Source organism: Nostoc sp. (assembly GCF_036917535.1).
Classification (GTDB): Bacteria; Cyanobacteriota; Cyanobacteriia; order Cyanobacteriales; family Nostocaceae; genus Nostoc.
The window spans coordinates 25774-48981 of record NZ_JBALDA010000014.1 but is presented as its reverse complement, the minus strand read 5'-3'; the positions used below and the strand labels follow the sequence as shown (position 1 = coordinate 48981).

Genomic DNA, 23208 nt, shown 5'->3' with positions numbered 1-23208 from the left:
GATAAAGTTATTAATTTTGGATAAAGTCGAGCTAAGGCATCAAGAAGTCTAAATGAGTCCCTGGTTTAGAACGTAGCTCATCTGGGGAGCCTTGAAGCACCAACTTGCCGCGCTCAAGTAATACAATCCAGTCAGCACGAATGATAACTCTAGGGCGATGACTAATTAGGATGGTAGTTTTGCCAAGCCGATGAGACAAAAGTTGGTCGAGGATTCGGAATTCACCAATGGGGTCGAGGTTAGCAGTTGATTCATCTAAAATCAGGACTGGTGGATCAGTAACAATCGCTCTGGCGATTGCTAATCGTTGCCGTTGTCCTCCAGAAATACTTGCGCCAAACTCTCCTAAAACCGTTTGATATTTATCAGGTAGTTGACTAATAAATTCATCCGCTTTTGCCATTTGACAGGCGGTAACGATTTCCTCAAAAGTGACATGGGGAGCGGCTAAACGAAAGTTAGCAATAATTGAACGACTCCAAAAGTGAGGTTCTTGGGGAATCAGAACAACTTGTTGGCGCAAACAATCAAGAGAAAGGTCTTGCAAGTTATACTTCCCGATGCGAATATTACCAGATTGCAAAGTATACAATCCCGCAATTAATTTCGCTAATGTACTTTTACCACAGCCAGATTCGCCAATTAAAGCAACGACCATACCCCCAGGAATTATCAGGGAGAAGTCCTCTAATAAATCAACTTGACCAGGATAATTAAAGTTGATGTCAGAGTAAACTATATCAGCACTAGCAGGGATGTTAACAAAAGGTTTAATGGCATCGCCTGGTAGAATTTCAGAAGACGCATCAGTAACTTCGCTCAGACGTTCAGCAGCAGTTTTTATCCAGGTTAATTCGTTAATGATGGTGACCAAATCAGTCATTAACCGAATCACATTTTGAGCTAGAGTATAGGAAGCAACGAGTTGACCAATACTAATTTCTCTAGCAAATACCAATTGGCTGGCAAGCCATAATAAACCAACGCTACCAAGATTAGAGACAATATCAGAGAACGTGCGGTTAACAACTATAATTCGGATGGCACGAAAAGTCATAGCACCCACCTTACCAGAACGCCATTGAAGTTGTTCCCATAATTGCGGAGCGGCGGAAGTAGTTTTAAGCGTCAGTCCTCCCTTAAAAGTTTCTACCAAAATCGCTTGGTTTTCCCCATCTTCAGCTAAGACTGTGCGAGTTTCTTGGCGGAGTTTAGGTAGTAATAGTAACGTCGATAGCATCATAATAGTTGCAATAAAAGCAGTAACTAGCATGAGTTTCCAGCTATAAAAAAGCAAGAAACCTAAAGACGCAATGGCAATAAAAAACTCGCTGGGTAAAGCAACTAAAAGCTGGGAGATGACATTTCTAATCCGTTGGATATCTCGAAGACGGCTAATAATTTCGCCGCTGCGATGCGTTTCATAATAAGTTAGCGGTAGGCGTAATATCGTCCTGGTAAATTCCAGAATCAGTCCCAACTCTAGGCGTTGAGCAAAGTGGGCAATCAAGTTTGACTGCACTAGTCTCAGTCCGCTACCAATTAGACTTATGACAACAACGGCAGTCACTATACCGTTAAGTAGCTTTGTATCTTGCCGTACCAGCACATCATCGCTAAGGATTTGGATCAGAAACGGGTAAGCAAGAGTAATTAGACCGAGAACGAAATTGAGTAGCAATGCTTGTAATACAATCTCTCGGTACGGCAAAATGCGCTGTAAAAAGCGCTCTAAATTGTTAACTTGATCATTTGGCTGTTCGGCGAGGCGAACTGGGTCAGCCTCCAGTAACAGCATGATGTAATTCTGCCAGCCCTCGGTTAGTTGCTTTTGGGACAAATAACGGATACCAATAGCAGGATCTGCGATCACATACTTCTTGCCCTGCCGCCCATACAATACCACCCAGTGATATCCCAGCCAGTGAATAATTGCAGGCAAAGGTAGATCATCAATTTGATCAAGAATCTCTGGTGCCGCTTTGACTCCTTGGGAATTGAATCCTAAAGCCTCTGCACCTCGTTTCAAACCCAGTAGCGTTGTTCCCTGTTGGCCTGTGCCGATAACTTCCCGAATGTGGCTAATTGCGAGATTAGACCCGTAGTGTTTAGCAATCGAAGCCAAGCAAGCTGCCCCACAATCTGACTCACCGTGCTGTAATATACACGGATAATTAATAAACATATATGTTTATAAATTAGCCAATAGAATTTGTTAGCCTATATTTACGCCATGCTGTACTAGAGTTAGTGGCGGTGTTTCCGAATGAAGATTAGCTTAGTTTTGATTGACATTATTCAAGTCTACTAAAACACCAAGGTAATTCAGTCAAACATCTGATAAATGACGGCACATTCTTCCAAATCATTATCATGTTGAGTGATCCACATGCAGACCTACTGCGTACAATAAAAAGCGAGGATTTTCTCCCTGCTATCGGCATTTGGACAAACTTTGGTAGCTTTTTTTTAGTCGCAACAGTGGGTGCAGCCATTACCTTTGCTGCTGTCATCAAGTATAATGTCACTGTCAAAGCTGTTGCAAACGTCCGACCTAGTGGGGAAGTACGGCTTGTGCAATCTGCTAGTGAAGGAAGTATTAAAAGTATTTTAGTCAAAGAAAATCAGGTGGTCAAAAAGGAAGATGTCATAGCCACCATCGACGATTCCCAACTCCAGATAAAAAAAAGCCAACTGGGAGGGAATATTCAACAAAACCAGTTGCAATTAGGGCAACTGGATGCCCAAATTGGTACGGTGGATGAGCAGATAAAGACCGAAACTGACCGTATTAACGGCGCTGTAGCCTCAGCCGAAGCAGGTTTAAGGAATACTCAACGCGACTATCAACAAAGAAAACTTACTGCTAGTAGTCAAGTCCAGGAAGCTGACGCTAATATTAAAATCGCTTCTAATGATTTGCAAAAAGTTCAAGTCGAGTTAAAATCAGCCCAAGCTCAGGTTAGAGCTAATGAGGCAGCATTACAAGCAGCAATAGTCAAGCGCGATCGCTATCAAATCATCGCCTCTTCCGGCTCAATTCCTCAGAATCAACTCGAAGAAGCACAACTGACGGTGACTCAGCAACAACAAGCTGTATTGTCGGCAAAAGCATCTGCTGAAAGTCAAAAGCAAGAGATTTCAAAGGCAAAACAGGCAGTGTCAGTGGCGATCGCCAAACGCAATAAAGAGATAGCTGCACTGAATCCAAGTAATGCAGTGATATCAATCGCAAAAGAGAAAATTGCTACAGAACGAGCCAGTGGTGGTACTAACTTAGCCCGATTAAACCAAGAACGAGAAAGTCTACTACAGCGTCGGATTCAAACTCAAAATCAAATTAACGATACTCAAAAAGACCTCAAACAAGTCGAAACTGAACTACAAAAAGCTGTAATTCGCACAACGCTGGCAGGCTCGATCCTGAAATTGGAACTGAGAAATCCTGGGCAAGTAGTACATTCTGGGGATGTGATAGCTCAAATTGCCCCTACTAATGCTGCTTTGCTAGTCAAAGCCCGTGTTGCATCTCAAGATATTGGCAAGGTGAAAGTTTGTCAGGAACAAAAAGTTTCAGATTGTAAACAGGGCAAGGTAGTTTTGCGGGTTTCTGCCTATCCTTATCCGGATTATGGTACGCTTGCTGGTGCTGTCAGAGCTATAACTGCTGATGCGATTACACCTCAAAGTAACACGATCACTTCACCTGCACCTTACTACGAGGTGACAATCCAGCCGCAAAAGCTTTTTTTAGAGAAGGACAATCAATCCTATTTCATTCAACCAGGAATGGAAGTTACAGCAGACATTATTACCAAAGAAGAAACTTTGCTGACATTTATTTTGAGAAAGGCAAGACTGATCACAGATTTATAATTGGGCTTTGGAAACGCTCCAAAGTTAAGTTCCCATCTAATTTCACGATTGTTCTTGCCAATGCTCTGCTAGGAATCCGGCGTTGCTAGTTACTCTTGGTTTTGCGCTTTGCGCTCAGAAGTACAGGGTACTTAGCATCTTGGAGTCGAATAACTCGCAACGCCGGGTTAGTAAGATGATTTCGCTTGCAGTGCTGGTTAAAGAACCTCTAAAAGCCTCTGTAACCCCTCTAAAATGCACTACAAAAGGGACTAACTTAGCTTCAAACTATAGCGCCGCCACTGACATGAGACATATCCTTGGCAGTCAAAGAAGACATACGTAACCAAAAAACCGGGAGAAGGGCTGCTTAAGCCCAACTCCGCCCACCGCCACTGACATGAGACATATCCTTGTCAGTCAGAGGCACCACTGGCAAAGTTGGCTTTGGTAGTGTTTTGGATTGTTCCTGAACTTGTTTATTAGTTTTCATGATAAAATCCTTCGTATTTAAATAAATTGAGATGGTTGGTTGAACTTGTTCCTAGTAACCGTAGTTGTCAGTTACTCTTGGCTTTGGGCGATCGCTTGCAGTACTGGTTAAAGAATCTCTAAAAGCCTCTATAACCCCTCTAAAATGCCCTACAAAAGGAACTAACTTAGTACCTTAGTATTATCTCCCCGCCTCTGACATAAGACATATCCTTGTCAGTCAGAGGCACTATGGGCAAAGATGGCTTTGCTACTGTTTTGGATTGTTCCGGAACTTGTTTGTTTGTTTTCATGATGCAATCCTTTGGTGATAAATACGACCAGTGGTGGTATTTTCTTGACCATCCAGAAGTACCTCCTGATAATAACTTGGCAGAACGCTCGTTACAACTAGCTGTTACTAAACGAAAAATTAGTGGTGGTTCGCGATCGCTGTGTCGATTTGGCCATACTCAAGTCTATTGACTGTCATGCAAACTTGTCATTTTCAGCAACGTTCTGTTATTGACTTCTTTGGAGAAGCATTACGTGCATCTGTAGATCATATAATTCCCTACCCTTCACTGATTCCTTGTTAGCCTTGATAGTGTTTAAGCTATTCGGACTCTGGTAGAGAATTATGGGTTACAGGAAAGTGAGATTGTGGTCTTTGGAGATCAAATTAATGACATCAAAATGTTCAAAATTGCTGATCATGCCATTGCAGTTGCTAACGCAGATGCCGAACTCAAGCGTTACTCGTCATTGTTAATTGGCTTAAATACAGAAGACAGCGTGGTTAAATACATTCGTCAGGATTGGTCGAACAAATGTGCTATGAAATCGGACTCTGACATCCGCTAGCATTGTCGGGGCTGCTATTTTGATGGAGATGCGATCGCTCGGTATACTCTTAAGAGATATTAAGCGGTCAAAAATTACTCTTAATGGTACTTAGATGATGAAAATTAAGCCGAAAATAACGCTTGCAAACCATTTTGCGGCAATGCAAGACCCACGAGTTAAGCATACAAAACGGCACAAATTAATTGATATTATTCGGACTTGAGAATTACGAATTAGTAATTATTTGATCAAGATGATAATGTCTCTAAATCCGCTTATCAATAATGTTTAAGATGCACTTACCTTAGTGATAGTAAATAATGATCAACGGGTGTATGCGGAGGTTTATTATGCCAGATGTTCGGTTTGATAAATACTATCGTTATGAAGACTTAACACGCATTCTACACAGTTATGCAAAGGAATTTCCCCAACTAGTACGCATAGAAAGCATTGGCAAGAGTTACGAAGGACGTGACATCTGGCTATTGACAGTAACTAACTTTGCCACTGGTGCACATCAAGAAAAACCTGCCCTCTGGGTTGATGGCAATATTCACGCCACTGAACTAGCACCATCAAGTGTTTGTCTATATCTCTTGCAAACATTAGTTACAGCTTACGGTTCTCACTCAGAAATTACCCGTTGTTTAGATACCCGCACCTTCTACATTTGCCCCCGTGTCAATCCTGATGGTGCTGAGTTGGCATTGGCTGACAAACCAAAATTTATTCGCTCCGGTACTCGTCCTTATCCCCATGATGAGGAAGGCAACGATGGGTTAGTGATGGAAGATATCGATGGCGATGGTCGGATTTTACTGATGCGAATCCCCGATGCTAATGGGGCTTGGAAAGTCTGTCCTACCGAACCTCGCCTGCTGGTGCGACGCGAACCAACAGAAACAGGTGGTCAGTATTATCGAGTACTACCAGAAGGAAAGATAGAAAATTATGACGGAGTTGAGATTAAAATTCAGCGTTCTAAAGAAGGGCTAGATTTAAACCGGAATTTTCCATTTTTGTGGCGGCAAGAATCTGAGCAATCGGGGGCTGGTTCTTATCCTACATCTGAAACAGAAGTGCGCTCGCTAGTTCAATTTATCACTACACATCCTAATATTACAGGAGCGATCGCCTTTCACACTTTCAGCGGTGTTCTGATTCGTCCCTACACCCACCTCAGCGATGATGAATTCCCGGTCAATGACCTCCGCACCTATCAACGCATTGGTGCAAAAGGTACTGAACTCACCCAATACCCAGCTATATCTGCCTTTCATGATTTCCGCTATGACCCCAAAGACGTAATTACAGGTACATTCGATGATTGGGCTTATGAATACCAAGGTCTATTTGCCTGGACAGTAGAAGTCTGGAGTCCGCAGCGCCAAGCTGGAATTAATGATTATAAATACATCGATTGGCAGCGAGAACATTCTGTAGAAGATGACCTGAAGTTGCTGCGTTGGAACGATGAAAAACTTGTAGGTAAGGGCTACGTAGATTGGTATCCCTTTGAGCATCCCCAACTCGGTCAGATTGAACTAGGCGGCTGGGATACCATGTACGCTTGGACAAATCCACCTCCTGAGTTTCTAGAGAAAGAAATAACCCTCTTCCCAGAATGGCTGGTTTGGCATCTATTAATATCTCCTCGTTTAGAGATTTATGAAGCCAGTGTTCACAACTTGGGTGATGATACTTATCGAGTGCGATTGGTTGTGCATAATACAGGCTGGTTGCCCACCAACGTTACCCAAAAAGCTTTAGAAAAAAAGCTGGTGCGGGGCTGTATCTGTGAAATTGAACTGCCTTCTGGGGGAACTTTAGTAACGGGTAAGCCCCGTGAAGAGTTAGGTCAATTAGAAGGACGAGCCTATAAGCCTTCAACTCCCATTAGACGGCACAGCGATCTTACCAAGGATCGGGCAAAGGTGGAATGGGTGGTGCGTGTGCCTCAAGGTAGTACAGTTAAACTGCTAGCCCGTCATGAACGCGCTGGAATTGTTCGCACTGAATTGACATTTCCATAATTTTGATATTTTAAATTGTCAAAAATTACCCTAATACAGCTTTGTCTAAACCGATAATTACCGTTCGCCTAATTACACGCGACGAACTTCCCCAACTTTTGGCTTTATATCACCACCTAAATCCCGTCGATGCACCTCTCCCGACTGATGATGTTTTACAATCTATCTGGAATGGGATTTTACACGATCCCCGTTTGTATTATATTGTAGCTGATGTTGATAACCAGTTAGTAGCAACATGTAATTTAACTATTGTCCCCAACTTGACGCGTGGCGCACGTCCATACGGCATTATTGAAAATGTTGTCACCCATCCCGATTATCGACAACAGGGATTGGGTACGCAGGTGCTACATTATGCCTTAGCTTTAGCGTGGGAGCAACAATGCTATAAAGTGATGCTTTTAAGTGGCTCAAAACGCGAAGAGACGTTGAACTTCTATGAAAATGCAGGGTTTAAGCGTGGACTAAAAACCGGATTTATTGCCTTACCTCCAGAAGAGTTGTAAGCAAGATTGATACTGATTAGACTTCTTCCAAAAACCTCAGTTTATCTTTGGGTTCATTTTCATAAAATTGTCTTTTGCAAAAAAAATAATTTTTAGGCGAAAATCTTGGCGCAATTAGCTCGAAATTTTTGATTGCGATCGCTAATTTCCACTTTAAGATTTTAAAATTTACCATTATAGACAACTATCTAAAGAGTGAAAGTTTTCTCTCAAAATCTAGCCATTAGTTAGTTGTATAATTTCGATCAGACAACAATAATGTGGCATAGCGCCAAGACACATTTTATTTATTAAATCTTGCTAAAGATTATGATACATTTAGTTTGACGGCATTAACCCTCGTCGGCAATTATAAAGAGACGGCTATTAAAGGCCAATTATTTTACTGCTTGACTGCAATTTTAGAACTGAATAAAATCGCCTACTTGCATTAATTCTCTTTATTGTTGCAACATATTATATTACCACAGGAGCCATGCTTATTTTTAGTGTGCTCTGCGGTTCTTTAAAAAAAATAGGAATTCGATACTATGTGTGGTGCACATGAGGATAAACGTTATGAGATATCAGAGCAGCTACTCATAATGTTCAACGTTTTAACTTTCCAGAGCTAACAGGTTTCATTTCTGGTTTTCATGTCGAGGCAAACCAAATAATCATCTAGATATTTGTATTCACTTAGCCTCGCATCCAGTATTTCCAATAGTCAACCCAAGAAATTGAAAAGAGGATATTTCCATGTCTAGTTTGTTTCGTTGGTCATCAGCAAAGGTTACTTTGCTAGTTCTGGGAATGACAGCTGCTACAATAACTCCCATCGTAATTTCTGCCCCAGCTTCATCTCAAACTCCTGTTCCATCTACGACACCATCTGACACACCATCACCTGTAACACCATCTGACACACCATCACCTGTAACACCAACACCTGTAACACCATCGCCTACCTCAACAGTTAACCTGTCTGATGTTTCCTCAGATTATTGGGCGCGTCCCTTCATCCAAGCCCTAGCTGAGAATAATGTGATTAGTGGCTTTCCTGATGGCACTTATAGACCAAATCAGCCTGTGACTCGTGCTGAATTTGCTGCCTTAATTCAAAAAGCTTTCGGCAATCAAAACCGAGTTCGGCAATTAAGTGCAGGTGGATTTAGTGATGTTCCTGCTAACTACTGGGCAGCTGCTGCAATTCAAAGCGCCTATGAAACTGGATTTTTGGCAGGCTATCCTGGGAATGTATTTAGACCAAATCAAGAAATTCCCAGAGTGCAGGGGATCGTTGCTTTAAGTAATGGCTTAGGTTTAACTGGTGGTGATACAAGTACTCTTACTAATTTCTATAACGATGCCTCAGCTATCCCAGAATATGCTGTTAACAGTGTGACAGCAGCAACAGTAGGTAATCTTGTTGTCAACTACCCAGATGTAAAACAACTCAATCCCCAACAGTCTTTGACTCGTGCTGAAGCAGCAGCACTTTTATATCAAGCTTTAGTTAAACAGGGACGGGCACAACCTATTGCTAGCAATCTTCCAGCTAGTCAGTACGTTGTAGCTGGAACTCCTGTTGCTACTGATATTGTTTCTTTGGCAGCATCCAGTAGTTCTTTTACAACTCTGACTTCTTTATTAAAGACAGCCGGTCTAGCAGATACTCTTCAACAGCCAGGTCCTTATACAGTTTTCGCTCCCACCAATGACGCATTTGCTGCTTTGCCTCCTGCTACTTTACAACAGTTAGAGCAACCAGAGAATAGAGAAGCATTAATTAAGATTTTGAGATATCATGTGGTTCCAGGTGCATTAACTGCTAGTCAACTCCCATCTGGGAAATTGAACACCGATGAAGGAAGACCTGTAAATGTTAAAATCGATTCCGCAAACAGTCAAGTCTCGGTGAATGATGCCAGAGTTCTCCAGGCAGACGTGAAAGCTAGCAATGGTATTATCCATGCAATTAACCAAGTCTTGATTCCGCCTGATGTTAACATCAGTAAGTTAAATCAGCCACCAACAGGAAATGGGACACCTGATGTTAACGTAGGTAGAAGTACTCGTGGTGGCAGAAGCTATATCGGAGTTGGTGGTAACATTGGTTTGAGCGGTGATGATACTGCTTTGAGTGACACTAACTTTTCTGTGATCAGCAAACTTGGTCTGACAAACTTTATATCGGTGCGACCATCGGTGATTTTCGGGGACGATACAGTATTTCTAGTTCCTGTGACTTTAGATTTTTCTCCCCGCAGAGCAGGTTCAGTGGGTGAAAGAAGCTTTGCTATATCTCCTTACATCGGTGCTGGTGTAGCAATTGAAGCTAATGCTGATACTGATATTGGATTACTGTTAACAGGTGGTGTAGACCTTCCTATCGGTTCTAAACTTACGCTAACAGGTGGTGTAAATGCTGCTTTTGTGGATGATACTGATGTCGGACTACAGTTAGGACTTGGCTATAACTTCTAAGTAAATAGAAGTAGAACATGCAATCAGGGCGCACAACTAGTTGTGCGCTCTTGCTGTATTAAGGTCGCTTGATTGCTAAAGTAAGTCCATCGCCGATGGGGACGAGAGAGAGGGTAACTCGCTCGTCATGATGTAACTTCTCGTTAAGCGCCCGGATTGCTTGGGTGCTTTGATTTTGATTTTGCTCGTCGGCTACTTGTCCAGACCATAAAACATTATCAATCGCAATCAATCCACCTGGACGCACTAATTGCAGCGATCGCTCATAATATCCATCATAATTTTCTTTATCAGCATCAATAAAGGCAAAATCAAAAGTTTCGGCTTGTCCAGTTGCTAATAGCCGATCTAAAGTTTCCAAAGCTGGTGCCAATCGGAGATCGATTTTATCAGCAACTCCAGCTTCTAGCCAATACCGCCGAGCGATCGCAGTAAATTCTTCACTCACATCACAAGCGATAATCTTGCCATCAGTCGGTAGTGCCAAAGCTACAGAAAGTGAGCTATAACCCGTAAACACTCCAACTTCTAAGGTTTTCTTCGCTCCAATCAACTGCACCAGAAGCCTCATTAATTGACCTTGTTCTGGTGAAATCTGCATTCCACTCCGGGGATGATTGGCAGTTTCTTGGCGCAACCTCCCAAGAATCTCTGGTTCCCGTAGCGAAACGGATAAAAGATAATTGTAGAGTTGGTTATCTAGACCTATAGACTGTTTTGACATGGTAGATAAGAGAATTGAGATAAACTACAGTTATACTATCGATAATAAGTGGAATTTCAGGTATAACTTGGTGCGGTCAGCTTTAACAGTAATATTGCTGGTACTAGTAACAGGTTGTGGCAGTATTGGACTGCTACCAACTAGCGATTTAGTGCAAAAAGCGATCGCACTTGGGCTAGAACAAACTCAACAAAAACTTAGTCAACAGTTGGATTTAGATTTTCAAGGATTTGAAATCAAGCGGCTATCAATTACCCAGGAACAACCCCTGACCATTAACAATTTGCCAGCTTTCCACGTTCAGGGAACCTACGACTTGATTGTTAAGCTGCCAAAACGGCGCTTGACGCAACCAAAAAAACCCTTTGATGTTTACCTACAAATTCAGCAAGAAGGTAAAACTTGGCGATTGCTGCTTCCAGAAAAAGGCAGTAAAGATAGTCAATCAGTTTGGCGTAGCTATTTAGTTGAGTAAAACTGTGTCCTCAAAGTGCTTTTTTTCGGTTGCGTAAGAATTGCAAACCAGTAGCGTAAACACCAAATGCCAGTAAACCCGACATAAAACTGGGTTCAGGAATACTAGCAGTAGATAGAGAATTAATACCTACAGCAAAGTCTTTATTCAAGTCTATATTATCAACAAATGAACTATCGGCAGCACCAATAAATATAAATTTTGCATCAATGGGAACTTGCACAATAGCACCATTAAAATCTATACGTGATATATAAAAAATACTATTGTTTAAACACTGGAATGGAAGACAACCATTGGGAAGAATTGCATTAATAGCACCAGGAACTCTATCAGTCGTTGCGCCATTATACGTTCCACTACTTGGTAGCAATCTATTGTCTGTGCTGAAAGTAGCCCACATTGCACCAAAGTATTCGTTAGTAGGATCGCCAAAGGGTGAAAAACTGCCAAACCGTTCCAGTTTAATTGTGTCCCCTGAATTAATTCCCAAATCTGTTAGAGAAAAAGGTACGCTATCAGGACTAAATGTATATGAAGAAATAAAACTTGCACTGGGGTCGATGTTGAATTTAGCTGCAAAAGCTTGAGCAGAATCAATTTTGAATAACAGTATTAAGCTGAAGGCAGTTTTAGCTGTTACAACTGATAATTTGGTGAATAATTTAGGAATTTTTTGATTAAAAAAAAAGATTGACATCAGGATTTTTTACAAATTGTTAATTACTGGAGTTAGACAGAAAGTGAGATATCAAGTTATAACTCAGATATCTTACTGTTTGATTTTTATTTTTAAGTATATTTAAATATTTAGTCGTAAAATTAACTTATAAAAGATAAAATTGTCAATCTATCAATAGCTAGTTGACAACAATAAGGGTTTTTAAATTTTGAATGACGTATAGTAGAATATGTGCTATTGGAAAAACTATCACAAGGATTCTGAACACAAAAATTTTAGAGGTTTGAATTCCGTACAGTGGGATATGTGCTACTCAAAAAACCATCACAAGTATTTACGTATAACTGCTAGGGCACAGTCATGATCGAGGTATAGTTTCACGGAGACAGGGTAAGATGTATATCAACTTTTTCATCGGTTCCATTATTGGAATTGTGGTTCCGGTGCTGGTGGCTTTTGGCTTACTGCAATGGTTGCACATACCTACAGGTAACTTTCTTGATTGGGTGATTGGCGGTGCTAGTTTTTGGTGGCTGTTGGTAATTGTCACCGTACCGTGGAATGTGCATTTTCAAGCCAAAGAAGTCTTAGCAGAAGCAGCACAATCAACTGAGAAAGGCATTCCAGTTGATGAGAAACAAGTGAAGTATGTCACACTTTTGGCAAAGCGATCGCTCTGGGTTGCCATTGCTTTACACTTGTTCTCAGCTATTGGTCTTTATACTCTTGCTGCCACTGGTATTAGTACGGTGGGGTATATAAGTTCTGGTGCAGCTTTGTTATTAACAATTCTGCGTCCTGCGATTCGCGCTTATGAGTATTTGTATGCGCGGTTAGCGATGATTCGCCAAGAATGGAAGTATCCGCGCGAAGATATTTTTGAACTGCGCGATCGCTTTTCTATATTGGAACAAAAAATCCAGTCATTAGAAGATCAACTCAATCCAGAACAACCCTATTCCTTATCCGCAACTCAACAACGTTTTGCTGAAGAAACTCGCAAAGATTTAGCTCGAATTGCGGTTAATTTAGAGGAATTACGGGCGACAAATCAAACGGAACATGAGCGTTTGGCAAGAGAAGCCAGAAATGCGATCGCACAACTTTCCACTGACGGGCAATTTCTCGATCATGTCCGCGAAATTATTCGATTTTTTAAGACCACTTAATTATTACTCTAATAACTGACCGAATTTTAAGTTTTGGATAATCATAGTGAATATCTATCATCCAAAATTTAAAAAAATTATTAAAAAAGGGTTAACTAAACCTACAACCAGAAAGTGTACCTCGCTAGAACAGGAAAGGCTATATTAAAGCTGACATAACTTCAGGAGTACTCACGGTGAATCAGATAAAACTGACTTTAACTATTGATTACTTATTAATGACATGCTATTTTTTAACTAATTGGTTAATATTTTCCCTACGTCATCCTGCTGACAATCCAGAAGATAAATTTTTATCGGATGTGATGTTTGTGGTGACAACTATCTTCTGGCCTCTGATGATTCCGATGTCTTGTTTAGAAATGGTTCAACAAAAGCGAATAGACTTTAGTAAAATGATACCTGTTCTCTTAACAATATTTGTATTTAGTATTTCATATTATTTAACCGAATAATTAATAATTCCTCTTCACCAATTGCATAGATATTAAAGAGAAGCCGGAGGTTTGACTTATTATCTTCCGGCTTCTTTGTGTACAACTACCTTTATTTGCTAGGTAGTCTTTTATTAAACTTGAAATTTCTTAACGGCGTCTGCTGCCAAAACCAGTTGAGCGGCGTGGTGCTGAACTACGACCACTACCAAAACCACTGCCAGAATTGCGTCTGGTAGTGCTGGAGTTACCAGAGGGTCGCAATGTACTACCACCAAAACCAGAACCAGAAGGACGGTTATTACCTGTAGTGCTACGCGGTGTATTGCGTATATTTGAATTTCCAGGATATGACCTTCTAATTGTCCCTGTATTGCGGAAGGCAGTGCGATTTGTCACAGCTGGGGGTGGCGCATTGTAGCGAGTTTGGTAACTTTGAACTGCCTGGCCATAGCTCCCACCATATCCACCAAAGCCACTTAATCCTTGTCCTGGGTAATAGGCAGGGGGTACATAATACTGGGGTCTAAACAACATACTACCAATTGCCTGTCCTGCCAAACTACCAGCCACAGACCCAGCAAATGGTGCCCAGAAGCTATTTTCTCGACGGACTACAACCGTCTCTTGTTGTCCTGTTTGGGGATTGGTTTGATTCTCAGTAACATTGTGGACATACTCAAGTTTAAAATCTTCCGTCAGATATAAAATCGGTTGTCCTTTATCTACCTTCAGATAGGTTTTTTTACCCTGCTTGATTTCATCATCAGTCAACCGTGCCATTTGCAAATTTTCCGTTGCAAAGGTTGGGGGCTTATTGTTTAGTAAAAACAGGTTGTACTCACCAGTTGCATCGTCATAAGTAGCTTGTTGTATTTGATACTCTCCATCACTCAACTTGGTGTTAGTAGAGGTTTGGCTAACGTTCTTAGCTGAAGAATTAGTTTGGCTTTCACCACCACAAGCAACAGTTGTGAGACACAAACTCAGAGCTAAAAAAACGGCTGTAAATTTACGTACTATGGTCATGATCATTGGATTATTGTCCTATCTCTGAGCTTAACAATTTATCGATACGAGTAGTAAGTACGGACTACCCAACATATTACAAAGGAATCAATTCTGGGTAATATTGCAGCAGTTGATCGCTAGTAAGTTCATCGCCTAACTGTGCCGGCGAAAAATGTACTTGGATTGCCTTTAATCTATGTTTATAATGCAAATTTATCAATGCTTTCAATCCTTCCTTGAGCGCCTGAACGTTAGAAAGGTCAGTTTCCAAATCTGGTACTTCTCCTTCATAAGCTACTGTAATCATCACAATCACGTTACGAGTTACAGGTATGGATAAAGGTTCATTCAATCCAGAGTTGGACGCGTAATCTGGTTCGCTGAGATATCTTTCGGCAGAGTCAGTAAATAATTCATTGACGTAATCTCCTGCCTCACCTTCATTCCAAAATACGTCACCTTCGTTGGCAGCAGAAAGCCAATATTCATCATATTGCAGCAGGGTTTGGCTAATTTCTACCAATCCTTCTCCTAAAACTTCTAAATCGCCATCGGCATCGATCGCATCCCGTCCAGCACTATTTAATACTCCCAAAATTGGCGCTACTTCACCTCCCCCTAAGTGCAGAAATAGGCGAAACACTACATACCGAGTTCGACCAATCATTTTATTAAAAATATTGCTCATTTTTTCCTCCAAAATTTTGTTTTTTGTCCTCTCTTACAAAGTTCTGAGCGGAGGAAACCTCCGCTCAGACTTTGCGCTTTGTCATAGTTCAATACCCAATGCCCAATCCCCCATAACTAATGATTAATATAATGAAATCCTTTAATAAAATCTATAATAATATCTAATGAAGGTAATATATTTTTTGTTGAATCACTGGACATATCATAAGCTGAAGCATTAAGAGCAGAGCGATTAATAAATCTTTTTCCAAAGTTGGGATGGTCATAAACAATCAAAGTGTGGGCACTGGAATTCGTTAAAACTATTTGGGCTGGGGCTTTACAAAAATTTAATTTTGCGGCTACTTCGATATTTTTTTTCATCTGTTTAATTGTTGTAGCCTGATTCATAACTTGTTCAAAAAGAGTATTTAATTGTTTCACTATCTGAGGCGATTTTAAGTTTTGGTTTGCAACAACTTCACTGTTAATCATTTCCACTATACTGGAAATATTTTTTTGAGTAGATGCCGCATCTAGAAAGGGAAGAATGACAATGTAAGCTGTGGGAAATAATGCTTCGTCGCTATCTACATGAAAGGTGAAAATAGTCCGACGACGGCCACTTTCGATACTTGGAGGTTGTTTCAGCCCTCGATATTCTTGAGCGATTTGGTAGTAAGCGCCAGCGATCGCAAAATTAGCTTCGTGTTCTAAGGCTGCATCAACAATAATCCGAATTGTTGGCGGTGTTTCGTTAAAAAAATCTTGTGACTCTTGAGAATGGAAGTTTTGGACAATGGAGCGATCGCCAGCTGGGCTAAGATCGACCCATTCACAAACCATGCCTTCGGTTTTTAAACCAAACCTGGAAGTGGCATAAAGCTTTGCTCCAGTTAAAGTTGCTCCTGTTAAATCAGCACCGATCCATTCTGCTCTAATTAATTTTGCCTGAGTTAAATTGGCGTGGACTAAACTTGTATTTGTTAAATTGGCATTGCTTAAATCTGCGCCAATTAAATCAGCGCCGCTCAATTTTGCACCGCTCAAATCTGCCCATCGGAGATTTGCACCGCTCAAATCTGCCCAGCGGAGATTTGCATTACTCAAATCTGCCCCGCTCAAATTAGTATGGCTGAGATTGGCTTGTCTGAGTTCGGCATCTCGCAAATTTGCACCGCTCAAGTCAGAACGACTCAGATCACTGGCGTTTAAGTTAGCCATCTCCAAGTTGGCTCCGGTTAAAGAAGCACCTTTCAAGATAGTTTGACTCAAGTTAGCGTGACGGAGATTCGCTTGGCGGAGTGTCGCCTCTCGCAAATCAGCACTGGTGAGATCGGCCTCTAACAAATCAGCGCGACTGAGGTCAGCGCGAATTAACTCGGCGCGGATTAATGAAGCTCCTCTGAGTTGAGCGCGACTTAAATCCGCTCGAATCAAATTAGCGACGTTGAAACTGGCGTTGTTGAGGATGGCGCTGCATAGATTCGCGCCACTCAGTCTGGCTACATTCAGCTTGGCATTGCTCAAGTTAGCTTCACTCAGATTCGCGCCACTCAGGTTGACTATACTCAAATTAGCATCGCTCAGATTTACACCACTGAGTTTGATCCCACTCAAGTTGGCTTCTGGGAGATTAACACCACTAAAGTTTAAGACTCCTGCTGCGTATTGTTCCAGTAATTCCTCTACAGTCATTGATGCTACCCCTTGGATGCCAACTTTAATAGTTGGTAAAGTCATAAAAACGGAATGTCAAAATCAAAAATGAATATTGGAATTTTAGGATTAGGACTGATTGGCGGATCTTTGGGTTTTGATTTGCGATCGCAAGGACATCATATCTTAGGAGTTAGTCGCCGTGAAGCAACCTGTCAAAAGGCAGTTACCCTCGGCAGTGTTGATCAAGCATCAGTCGATCTGAGCTTGTTAGCAGCCGCAGAAGTTGTATTTATTTGTACACCTCTAGCCCTTATTGTGCCCCAATTTGAACAGTTAGTCGCTCATTTGCCTACCGCTACAGTCGTCACTGATGTGGGTTCGGCAAAAGCACAGATAGTCAAGGATATTACTCCCCTTTGGGATAATTTTATCGGCGGTCATCCAATGGCGGGAAGAACAGATAGTGGGATAGAAGCTGCACAGCGCGATTTATTTGTTGATAAACCTTATGTATTAACACCGATAACGACAACACCAACTAATGCAATTACAGTTGTAGAAGAAATTGTGCGATCGCTAGGAGCTAATATCTATTTTTGTCAACCAGAGCAACACGACCGCGCTGTGAGTTGGATTTCTCATTTACCTGTAATGGTTAGTTCCTCGTTAATTGCTGCTTGTTTGAGCGAAACTGACCCCGATGTTTTGCAATTAGCCCAAAAGTTAGCCAGTTCAGGTTTTCGAGATACCAGTCGTGTCGGTGGTGGGAATCCAGAGTTGGGCGTAATGATGGCGCGGTATAATCGTCAAGCATTACTGCGATCGCTGCAACAATATCGTCAAAACCTCGATGAGTTAACTAACTTAATTGAGCAAGAAAATTGGCCAGTTTTAGAGGAAAAGTTTAAATCAAGGCAACAGGCACGACCTGATTTTGTTTAATGGTTTTCGGGTACGTTTAGCTATGGATAACGTACCCATTTTTTAATTTAGGGAACTCCAAAAAATAAATTATTCAATTTGTCTACTCAACTAGACTTCTTTCTTCCTTGTTCCCCTTGTCTTCCTTGTCGCTCTGCAATTGAATATTTTTTTACTTGGAAGTCCCTTAATGAGTTGATTAATAAAGTTTGTTGGCTGCTTTTTTGTTAAAACAACTCTCCAGAGCTACTCAAGAATTCCAACAATAAAATCTTTAAAAATACTACTCAACAGTTTGATAGTCACCAAACCGATGTACCATACAGATAAATTTACAAAAATCAACAATGGTAGAACGTCCAATCAAAAAATCGGAACGTCAGTCTCAAGGAAGTACTGACAGCAATTCTGAAAATTCGGATTCTGTAACCCCTATTGAATCCAACCCCAAAAGCTCAAAACCGAGCCGCGATGACAACGGCGGGCTGCGCCTACGCTCGTCTGACAAAGGCAAAAAAGCATCCTCATCTAGGGATGAAACCAGACCACCGGTGAATCCTGCACTAGCGCGTGGCCCAAAACCCGTTAAACCTCCAGCCGTCAAAGTTAAAACAGAAGAACTTGAAACAGAATCAGAATCTATCTCTGAGGAGTCTCAAGACTAACATTACAAGTGTTGTTGTGTGTGATGTGGGAGGCTATAAGCGTATAAAGACTGAGATTTCTGGCTTTGAAGGCAGCGATCGCATCCCCCATCACCATTTGGTTATTTTTAGCGATAGCGATTGCATCTCTCACAGAGTTCCTGTATTTCAAATGCACGAATGGGTATAGGTGTACAAATTCCACAGCCTCAAAAAAGTGCTTCTATCTCAGTACCAGCAAGCATTTCACCCCACTCATCACCCAATTATCATCCGCGCAATCTCTAAAATGCTCACAAAAATTAGGGTGTCAGCCTTTAATCTTTCCCAGCACTCTTCCTAAAGGAATTCTCTAATGCATTGAAAATCCCAAATTGCTAATCGCTCTACGAAAATCAAGCTAAGTGAAAAAATCTCAAATCCAAAATTGATTGCATAACTAATGGAGATAGAACAAAACGATCAATTTGTAACCGTGGTTATTACACAACTTGTCAAACCAGGATGCGAAACTGCTTACGAAGCTTGGTTAAAAGAGATTACCAGGGTTTCCAGAACTTACGTGGGTCACATGGGAACAAATGTGATTTGTCCCCAACTTGGGGTGCGAAATGAATATGTGATTATCTTCCGATTTGACAGTTATGAAAATTTAGAGGTGTGGATGACATCGCGTGATCGCGAAGATTTGCTCAATCAAGGTAAGCATTTAGTTGAATCCGATCCTTATGTTCAAAAAATTAGTGGATTAGAAGCTTGGTTTTCTCTTCCCGGTCAACCATTAAAAACTCCACCGCGCTATAAAACAGCCTTGCTAACTTGGGGAGCTGTATATGTATTAATGAATTTATTAAATACGTTCTTAGTACCTCTAATTTATGGTTTACCACCCTTGATTATTTCATTGATTATAACAATTACTATGGTTTTGCTGTTAACTTATGTTGTCATGCCTAGAATTAGCCGTTTATTTAGCTTTTGGCTATATCCGAAATCACGAAAAATTTAGCAATTCAAATTACTTTAACTAATCTACTTTTGCCATTTTACATTGCCTCCTTTTTTGGGTCAAAAACGATTAGCCGAACTTGGTAGCTTGGATTAATCAGCGTGATGAACCTCTGCGGAATGTAGAATAAAAGTTTTAGCATTAGCGCTCGTGCAACGACTCCGCAGGAGTATCGCGTTTCTAGAAAATGGATAAAGCTCGAGCTAACCCTATTTCAGATGCGAAGACAACCATCACGGCGATCGCCAGCCTGAATCAACAGAGCGATCGCGCTTAACATTTACTAATTAAAAGCGATCGTTCCACCAAAATATATTACTGTTCTTCACCTTTTTCTTGAAGGAGCGATCGCCAATCTTCAATCGCCTTCTCCGTCCACAGCCAATTTTTAGCTAATTTATCTACCTGAAAATTTTCTGGATCGGACTTGAGAACCGTTTGCCGCAACTTCATCGCTTCATTCAGATACTGTGTTTGCTTACCATTAGATTGACTAAGTGCAGATTTATACAATCCCAGAGCTAAACCAGCATAAGAAGTTAAAGCATCTTGAGGAACTGCTGTATTTCGAGATGTTGAACCTGTGTTCTGTTCTTTGAGAGCTAAATTCAAAGCCTTAAACCAAGAATCATTGGCGCGATTCAGATTGCCTTCTGTGTAATAGGCAAATCCCAAAGCGTTATTATACAAAAGCGATTCGGGTTTAGCTTTGGCAGCAGTTTCCCAATAACGACGGGCATCATCGACACTATAGTTATTGTCTCCAGTTTGGATAGACTGCCACGCCAATCTTCCCTTGTAAAAATTCACAGATGGATCGTCAGCTTGTTTACTGGGAATTAGTTTTAAGGAAGTTTCAGCCGCAGCTAGTGCGCCCCGATTGAGTAGTTCTTTTACAGCCAATAAGCCACCTTGCAAGTCACCCTGGCTCAATTTTTCCGTAGCAGTAGCAGTGACAATTCCAGTTGCTGCTATTTCTAAATCGATATTCGGCTGCTTGTGGATCGGTCGAGAATCAGGTAGAGATTGACTAGAAATTTCTGGTATTTTAGGCAGTACTTGGGGTCGATTTTGCCACCACCAATTTAAACCGATCGCAGCAGCTAACCCACTGATCCCCACAACGCCCACAATTGACCACAGCTGACGGCGACGGGTACGATTTCTTGGTGCAGGTGGTTGCGATGCCTGTCTTGAAAAGTTCAGATCGGAGGTTTCCTCCGCTCTGACTTTTCGCTGCTGCGGGCTATGCCTACGCGAAACATTAGAATTTTGCCAATTTTCTTCAAGATTCCCAGGAGTTGCAGGTGGCGGTGGAGGAACTTCTCCCCACAAATCTGCTGACTCTTCTGAGGAAGTCATTTCTTCTGAAACCTGGCTTTGGTGAAGACTATTTTCGCTAATTTGTCGATCTGGTTCAGTTGCAGCTTTTTGGTTATCTAGCTGACGAAACAAATCCGAAACGATCGCAGAATCTTCTTCATAGCTTGGATCATCATACTCAATTTCATCAACCAGATCGCCCCAAGTATCTTCACCCAGCCAGTCTAACCCAGAATCACGCGTCAAACCAGAAGGAATCATGTCTTCCATTCCTAAAGGTATCTCGCTATCATCAGGCATACCAGGGTACATCGTAGAAGTTGCCCCTAAAGGCGAACTATACTGATTCAGCGACTCCGTACTTGCGGATATCTCAGTTTCCTGACTTAAAAAACCGTCAAATTCTGGTTGGAGATATAAAATCGGTAATGCCCAGTACATCTGGTGAGAACCATAAGCAGAAATTAATCCTTGGCGCACCCGACTTACACACAAATCTACTGGATATCCCTGACTTAAATTGCGGTAAAACAATTGTGTGAGTGTCAACGCCACTTCATCAGGAATCCGTTCTGACATCGCCAAAACGCTTCTAATTCCGCGCTTCACCAGACTTTCTGCTAAGTTTCGTTCGCCAGTATCTCCAGAGGGATTGGACGCTGCTATGTACGCGCCCAAGCAGGAATTAAACACTGCCATTTGGATATTATTGTTGACGAGCAAACCTGCCAAATCGTCCCCAGTCAAGATTTCTGTTAAGCCAGTTCTGCGACTAACAAGATAAATTTCTCCGCCATTTGCGCCTAAATTACTATGACCAGAGTAGTGAAGAACGTGGTATCTACCTTGTTCTAGGGCTTGCGTCAGTTCTTCCCGTCCTGGTTGGTCTAATACAGTGAGTTCAATTTCAGGGAAACGATTGCGACCTTCACCAGGTCGTGACGTTTGACGGTGAAGTTCCGCTTGCAGTTTAATTGCTTCCTGTTTCTGTAAGTCAAGACGGACTTGATCTGAGGGAGAAGCAATTACCATCAAGACTTTCACACCACCTTGTTCTAGTGGTGTGGGCATATTTTGTGTAGGCGTAGCCCCCCGCAGGGATCGCAAAGGAGAAGCCCGCAAAATTCCACTTTGGAAGCGAGAAAAAGCCACATAAGGCCCAGTAGCCAGAGGGCGATCGCCTGCGTGCATTACTTCCCAAGGCAAACGAGCTAATCTAGTGTCTTTTAACCCTAAGCGTAACCGTAGTACTTGTTGATGGTTCTGGGCAATACCTTGGGCAGTAATCCAACTATCTCTGAGAGTGCCTTGAAATAGGGCATTATAAAATTGTTGACCCAATGCCACTAAATTCACAGAGTTTCTGGCGATATCGCTTTCATGCCCGCCAGAGGTAAATGGATCTCCTTGCAACACCGAATTCAACGGGTCATTCATCAAATGCCCAGCAGCCATCAACCAATCAGCTATAGGCCAAGTCACCAATTCTTCTGCCAATGGTACCCCAGGCGCGACTTGTTCCGTCCGCACCAAGTAGTCATTTTGCCCTACTGGGGTTACGGAAATATGGAATTCCTGGGTCACAACTTTTCCTGTCCGCCTCCTAAATCTGGTTTGAAACGCGAAAGTTTCAAGTCGATTTTTCGCTTCCTCTGATAATTTAGATGCATCGCGCCCCTGAATGTTTCTGATTCGGTGTCGTTTTGGTTTTTCTGCCTCTACAACTTTATCCGGATCGGATTACTTGGGTCTAGAACACTTAATTGGTAGATGCACCTTGATCTTCAACTCCCCTAGTTGGCTAACACCCACTGGGGGTTTTTTTATTTTTGGCAAACAACAGCAACTTCTGACGCAGATATTCTCTACCAGAAAATAGTACTTAATCCTAGAATACTTGATTAATAGATGGATGTCCCTCAATCTTTAATTCTCCTAATTGAGTTAATATCCACTTTTGTTTTTTTTGACACACGACAACAATCAATTTTTTTAATAAATTTATCCGGAGTATGGTGGTTAAACCTAGAACATTTAAGTGGTAGATGCACCCTGATAACTAGCTCCCCTGGTTGGCTAACGCCCACTGGGGGTTTTTTTATAAAAATTGAGTGCTATTAATTAACTCTGACACACCCATTTTGTAAAACAGCGCACCGAGCGTTTAATTGGTAGGTCTGTCCTTATAACTAACCCCTCTGAGGTTTTTCTTTGATCGATAAACAGTAACAACTTCAACCTCTGCTAATTTATCCGGTAGCGACCCATTTATTTTAGAAAAGATTATTGGTAGATGCACCCT

19 protein-coding genes and 1 pseudogene are annotated in these 23208 nt (G+C 41.6%); 12 read left to right on the top strand and 8 right to left on the bottom strand.

All coding sequences use genetic code 11. From position 1 onward, the window contains the following. Nucleotides 1-31: 31 nt before the first annotated feature. Nucleotides 32-2179, bottom strand: a complete 2148-nt coding sequence (locus V7K56_RS03920) for a peptidase domain-containing ABC transporter (RefSeq protein ID WP_334908045.1) — start codon at nt 2177-2179, stop codon at nt 32-34. 194 nt (nt 2180-2373) lie between these two features. Between V7K56_RS03920 and V7K56_RS03915 the strand changes: the two genes are divergently transcribed. Beyond that, on the top strand, nt 2374-3876 hold the full coding sequence (locus tag V7K56_RS03915; RefSeq protein WP_334907793.1) for an HlyD family efflux transporter periplasmic adaptor subunit: 1503 nt from the start codon (nt 2374-2376) through the stop codon (nt 3874-3876). Nucleotides 3877-4225: 349 nt separating this feature from the next. Here the strand turns inward: V7K56_RS03915 and V7K56_RS03910 are convergent, their stop codons facing one another. Further along, nucleotides 4226-4348 (bottom strand): hypothetical protein, encoded by a 123-nt coding sequence (locus V7K56_RS03910; protein WP_334907791.1) that lies wholly within the window; start codon nt 4346-4348, stop codon nt 4226-4228. Nucleotides 4349-4638: 290 nt separating this feature from the next. On the opposite strand from V7K56_RS03910, the pseudogene V7K56_RS03905 reads away from it, so the two are divergent. The 5 genes and pseudogenes from V7K56_RS03905 to V7K56_RS03885 all read left to right on the top strand — a co-directional run. Further along, nucleotides 4639-4925: pseudogene (locus V7K56_RS03905) on the top strand (IS66 family transposase); the annotation flags it as partial. Between the two features lie 19 nt (nt 4926-4944). After that, on the top strand, nt 4945-5190 hold the full coding sequence (locus V7K56_RS03900; RefSeq protein ID WP_334908043.1) for an HAD family hydrolase: 246 nt from the start codon (nt 4945-4947) through the stop codon (nt 5188-5190). A gap of 332 nt (nt 5191-5522) precedes the next feature. Beyond that, nucleotides 5523-7208, top strand: coding sequence for a M14 family metallopeptidase (locus tag V7K56_RS03895; RefSeq protein ID WP_334907789.1), 1686 nt, complete (start codon nt 5523-5525; stop codon nt 7206-7208). A gap of 41 nt (nt 7209-7249) precedes the next feature. Beyond that, nucleotides 7250-7717: a GNAT family N-acetyltransferase gene (locus V7K56_RS03890; RefSeq protein ID WP_334907787.1), complete on the top strand. Its 468-nt coding sequence runs from the start codon at nt 7250-7252 to the stop codon at nt 7715-7717. A 738-nt stretch (nt 7718-8455) separates the two neighbouring features. After that, the gene (locus V7K56_RS03885; protein ID WP_334907785.1) at nt 8456-10183 is read left to right on the top strand and encodes a fasciclin domain-containing protein; all 1728 of its coding nucleotides are present in this window, start codon (nt 8456-8458) and stop codon (nt 10181-10183) included. A gap of 58 nt (nt 10184-10241) precedes the next feature. Here V7K56_RS03885 and V7K56_RS03880 read toward each other — a convergent pair whose 3' ends face one another. Further along, entirely contained in the window at nt 10242-10907 is a 666-nt protein-coding gene (locus V7K56_RS03880; RefSeq protein ID WP_334907783.1) for an O-methyltransferase, read from the bottom strand. Nucleotides 10908-10974: 67 nt separating this feature from the next. Between V7K56_RS03880 and V7K56_RS03875 the strand changes: the two genes are divergently transcribed. Further along, nucleotides 10975-11382 carry a hypothetical protein gene (locus tag V7K56_RS03875; protein WP_334908041.1) on the top strand — a complete coding sequence of 136 codons (408 nt, stop codon included), beginning with the start codon at nt 10975-10977 and terminating at the stop codon, nt 11380-11382. Between the two features lie 10 nt (nt 11383-11392). On the opposite strand, the gene V7K56_RS03870 is transcribed toward V7K56_RS03875, so the two are convergent. Then, entirely contained in the window at nt 11393-12082 is a 690-nt protein-coding gene (locus V7K56_RS03870; RefSeq protein ID WP_334907781.1) for a hypothetical protein, read from the bottom strand. Between the two features lie 377 nt (nt 12083-12459). Here V7K56_RS03870 and V7K56_RS03865 point away from each other — a divergent pair, with 377 nt between their 5' ends. Both V7K56_RS03865 and V7K56_RS03860 read left to right on the top strand, forming a co-directional pair. Continuing rightward, nucleotides 12460-13233 carry a hypothetical protein gene (locus V7K56_RS03865; protein WP_334907779.1) on the top strand — a complete coding sequence of 258 codons (774 nt, stop codon included), beginning with the start codon at nt 12460-12462 and terminating at the stop codon, nt 13231-13233. A 218-nt stretch (nt 13234-13451) separates the two neighbouring features. Continuing rightward, a complete protein-coding gene (locus V7K56_RS03860) occupies nt 13452-13688 on the top strand; it encodes a hypothetical protein (RefSeq protein ID WP_334907777.1) in 237 nt (78 codons plus the stop codon). Between the two features lie 129 nt (nt 13689-13817). Here the strand turns inward: V7K56_RS03860 and V7K56_RS03855 are convergent, their stop codons facing one another. The 3 genes from V7K56_RS03855 to V7K56_RS03845 all read right to left on the bottom strand — a co-directional run bounded on the left by V7K56_RS03855 (nt 13818) and on the right by V7K56_RS03845 (nt 17045). Continuing rightward, complete coding sequence (locus V7K56_RS03855) at nt 13818-14702, bottom strand: hypothetical protein (RefSeq protein ID WP_334907775.1); 885 nt, start codon at nt 14700-14702, stop codon at nt 13818-13820. A 70-nt stretch (nt 14703-14772) separates the two neighbouring features. Next, a complete protein-coding gene (locus V7K56_RS03850; RefSeq protein ID WP_334907773.1) occupies nt 14773-15366 on the bottom strand; it encodes a DUF1517 domain-containing protein in 594 nt (197 codons plus the stop codon). Nucleotides 15367-15482: 116 nt separating this feature from the next. Then, a complete protein-coding gene (locus V7K56_RS03845) occupies nt 15483-17045 on the bottom strand; it encodes a pentapeptide repeat-containing protein (protein WP_334908039.1) in 1563 nt (520 codons plus the stop codon). A gap of 69 nt (nt 17046-17114) precedes the next feature. On the opposite strand from V7K56_RS03845, the gene V7K56_RS03840 reads away from it, so the two are divergent. The 3 genes from V7K56_RS03840 (at nt 17115) to V7K56_RS03830 (ending at nt 19583) form a co-directional block, all read left to right on the top strand. Then, nucleotides 17115-17951 carry a prephenate/arogenate dehydrogenase gene (locus V7K56_RS03840; protein WP_334908037.1) on the top strand — a complete coding sequence of 279 codons (837 nt, stop codon included), beginning with the start codon at nt 17115-17117 and terminating at the stop codon, nt 17949-17951. A 326-nt stretch (nt 17952-18277) separates the two neighbouring features. Next, on the top strand, nt 18278-18595 hold the full coding sequence (locus tag V7K56_RS03835; RefSeq protein ID WP_334907771.1) for a hypothetical protein: 318 nt from the start codon (nt 18278-18280) through the stop codon (nt 18593-18595). A gap of 421 nt (nt 18596-19016) precedes the next feature. Further along, on the top strand, nt 19017-19583 hold the full coding sequence (locus tag V7K56_RS03830; protein ID WP_334907769.1) for an antibiotic biosynthesis monooxygenase: 567 nt from the start codon (nt 19017-19019) through the stop codon (nt 19581-19583). Between the two features lie 315 nt (nt 19584-19898). Here V7K56_RS03830 and hetF read toward each other — a convergent pair whose 3' ends face one another. After that, complete coding sequence (hetF, locus tag V7K56_RS03825) at nt 19899-22490, bottom strand: cell division protein HetF (RefSeq protein ID WP_334907767.1); 2592 nt, start codon at nt 22488-22490, stop codon at nt 19899-19901. Nucleotides 22491-23208 lie beyond the last annotated feature (718 nt).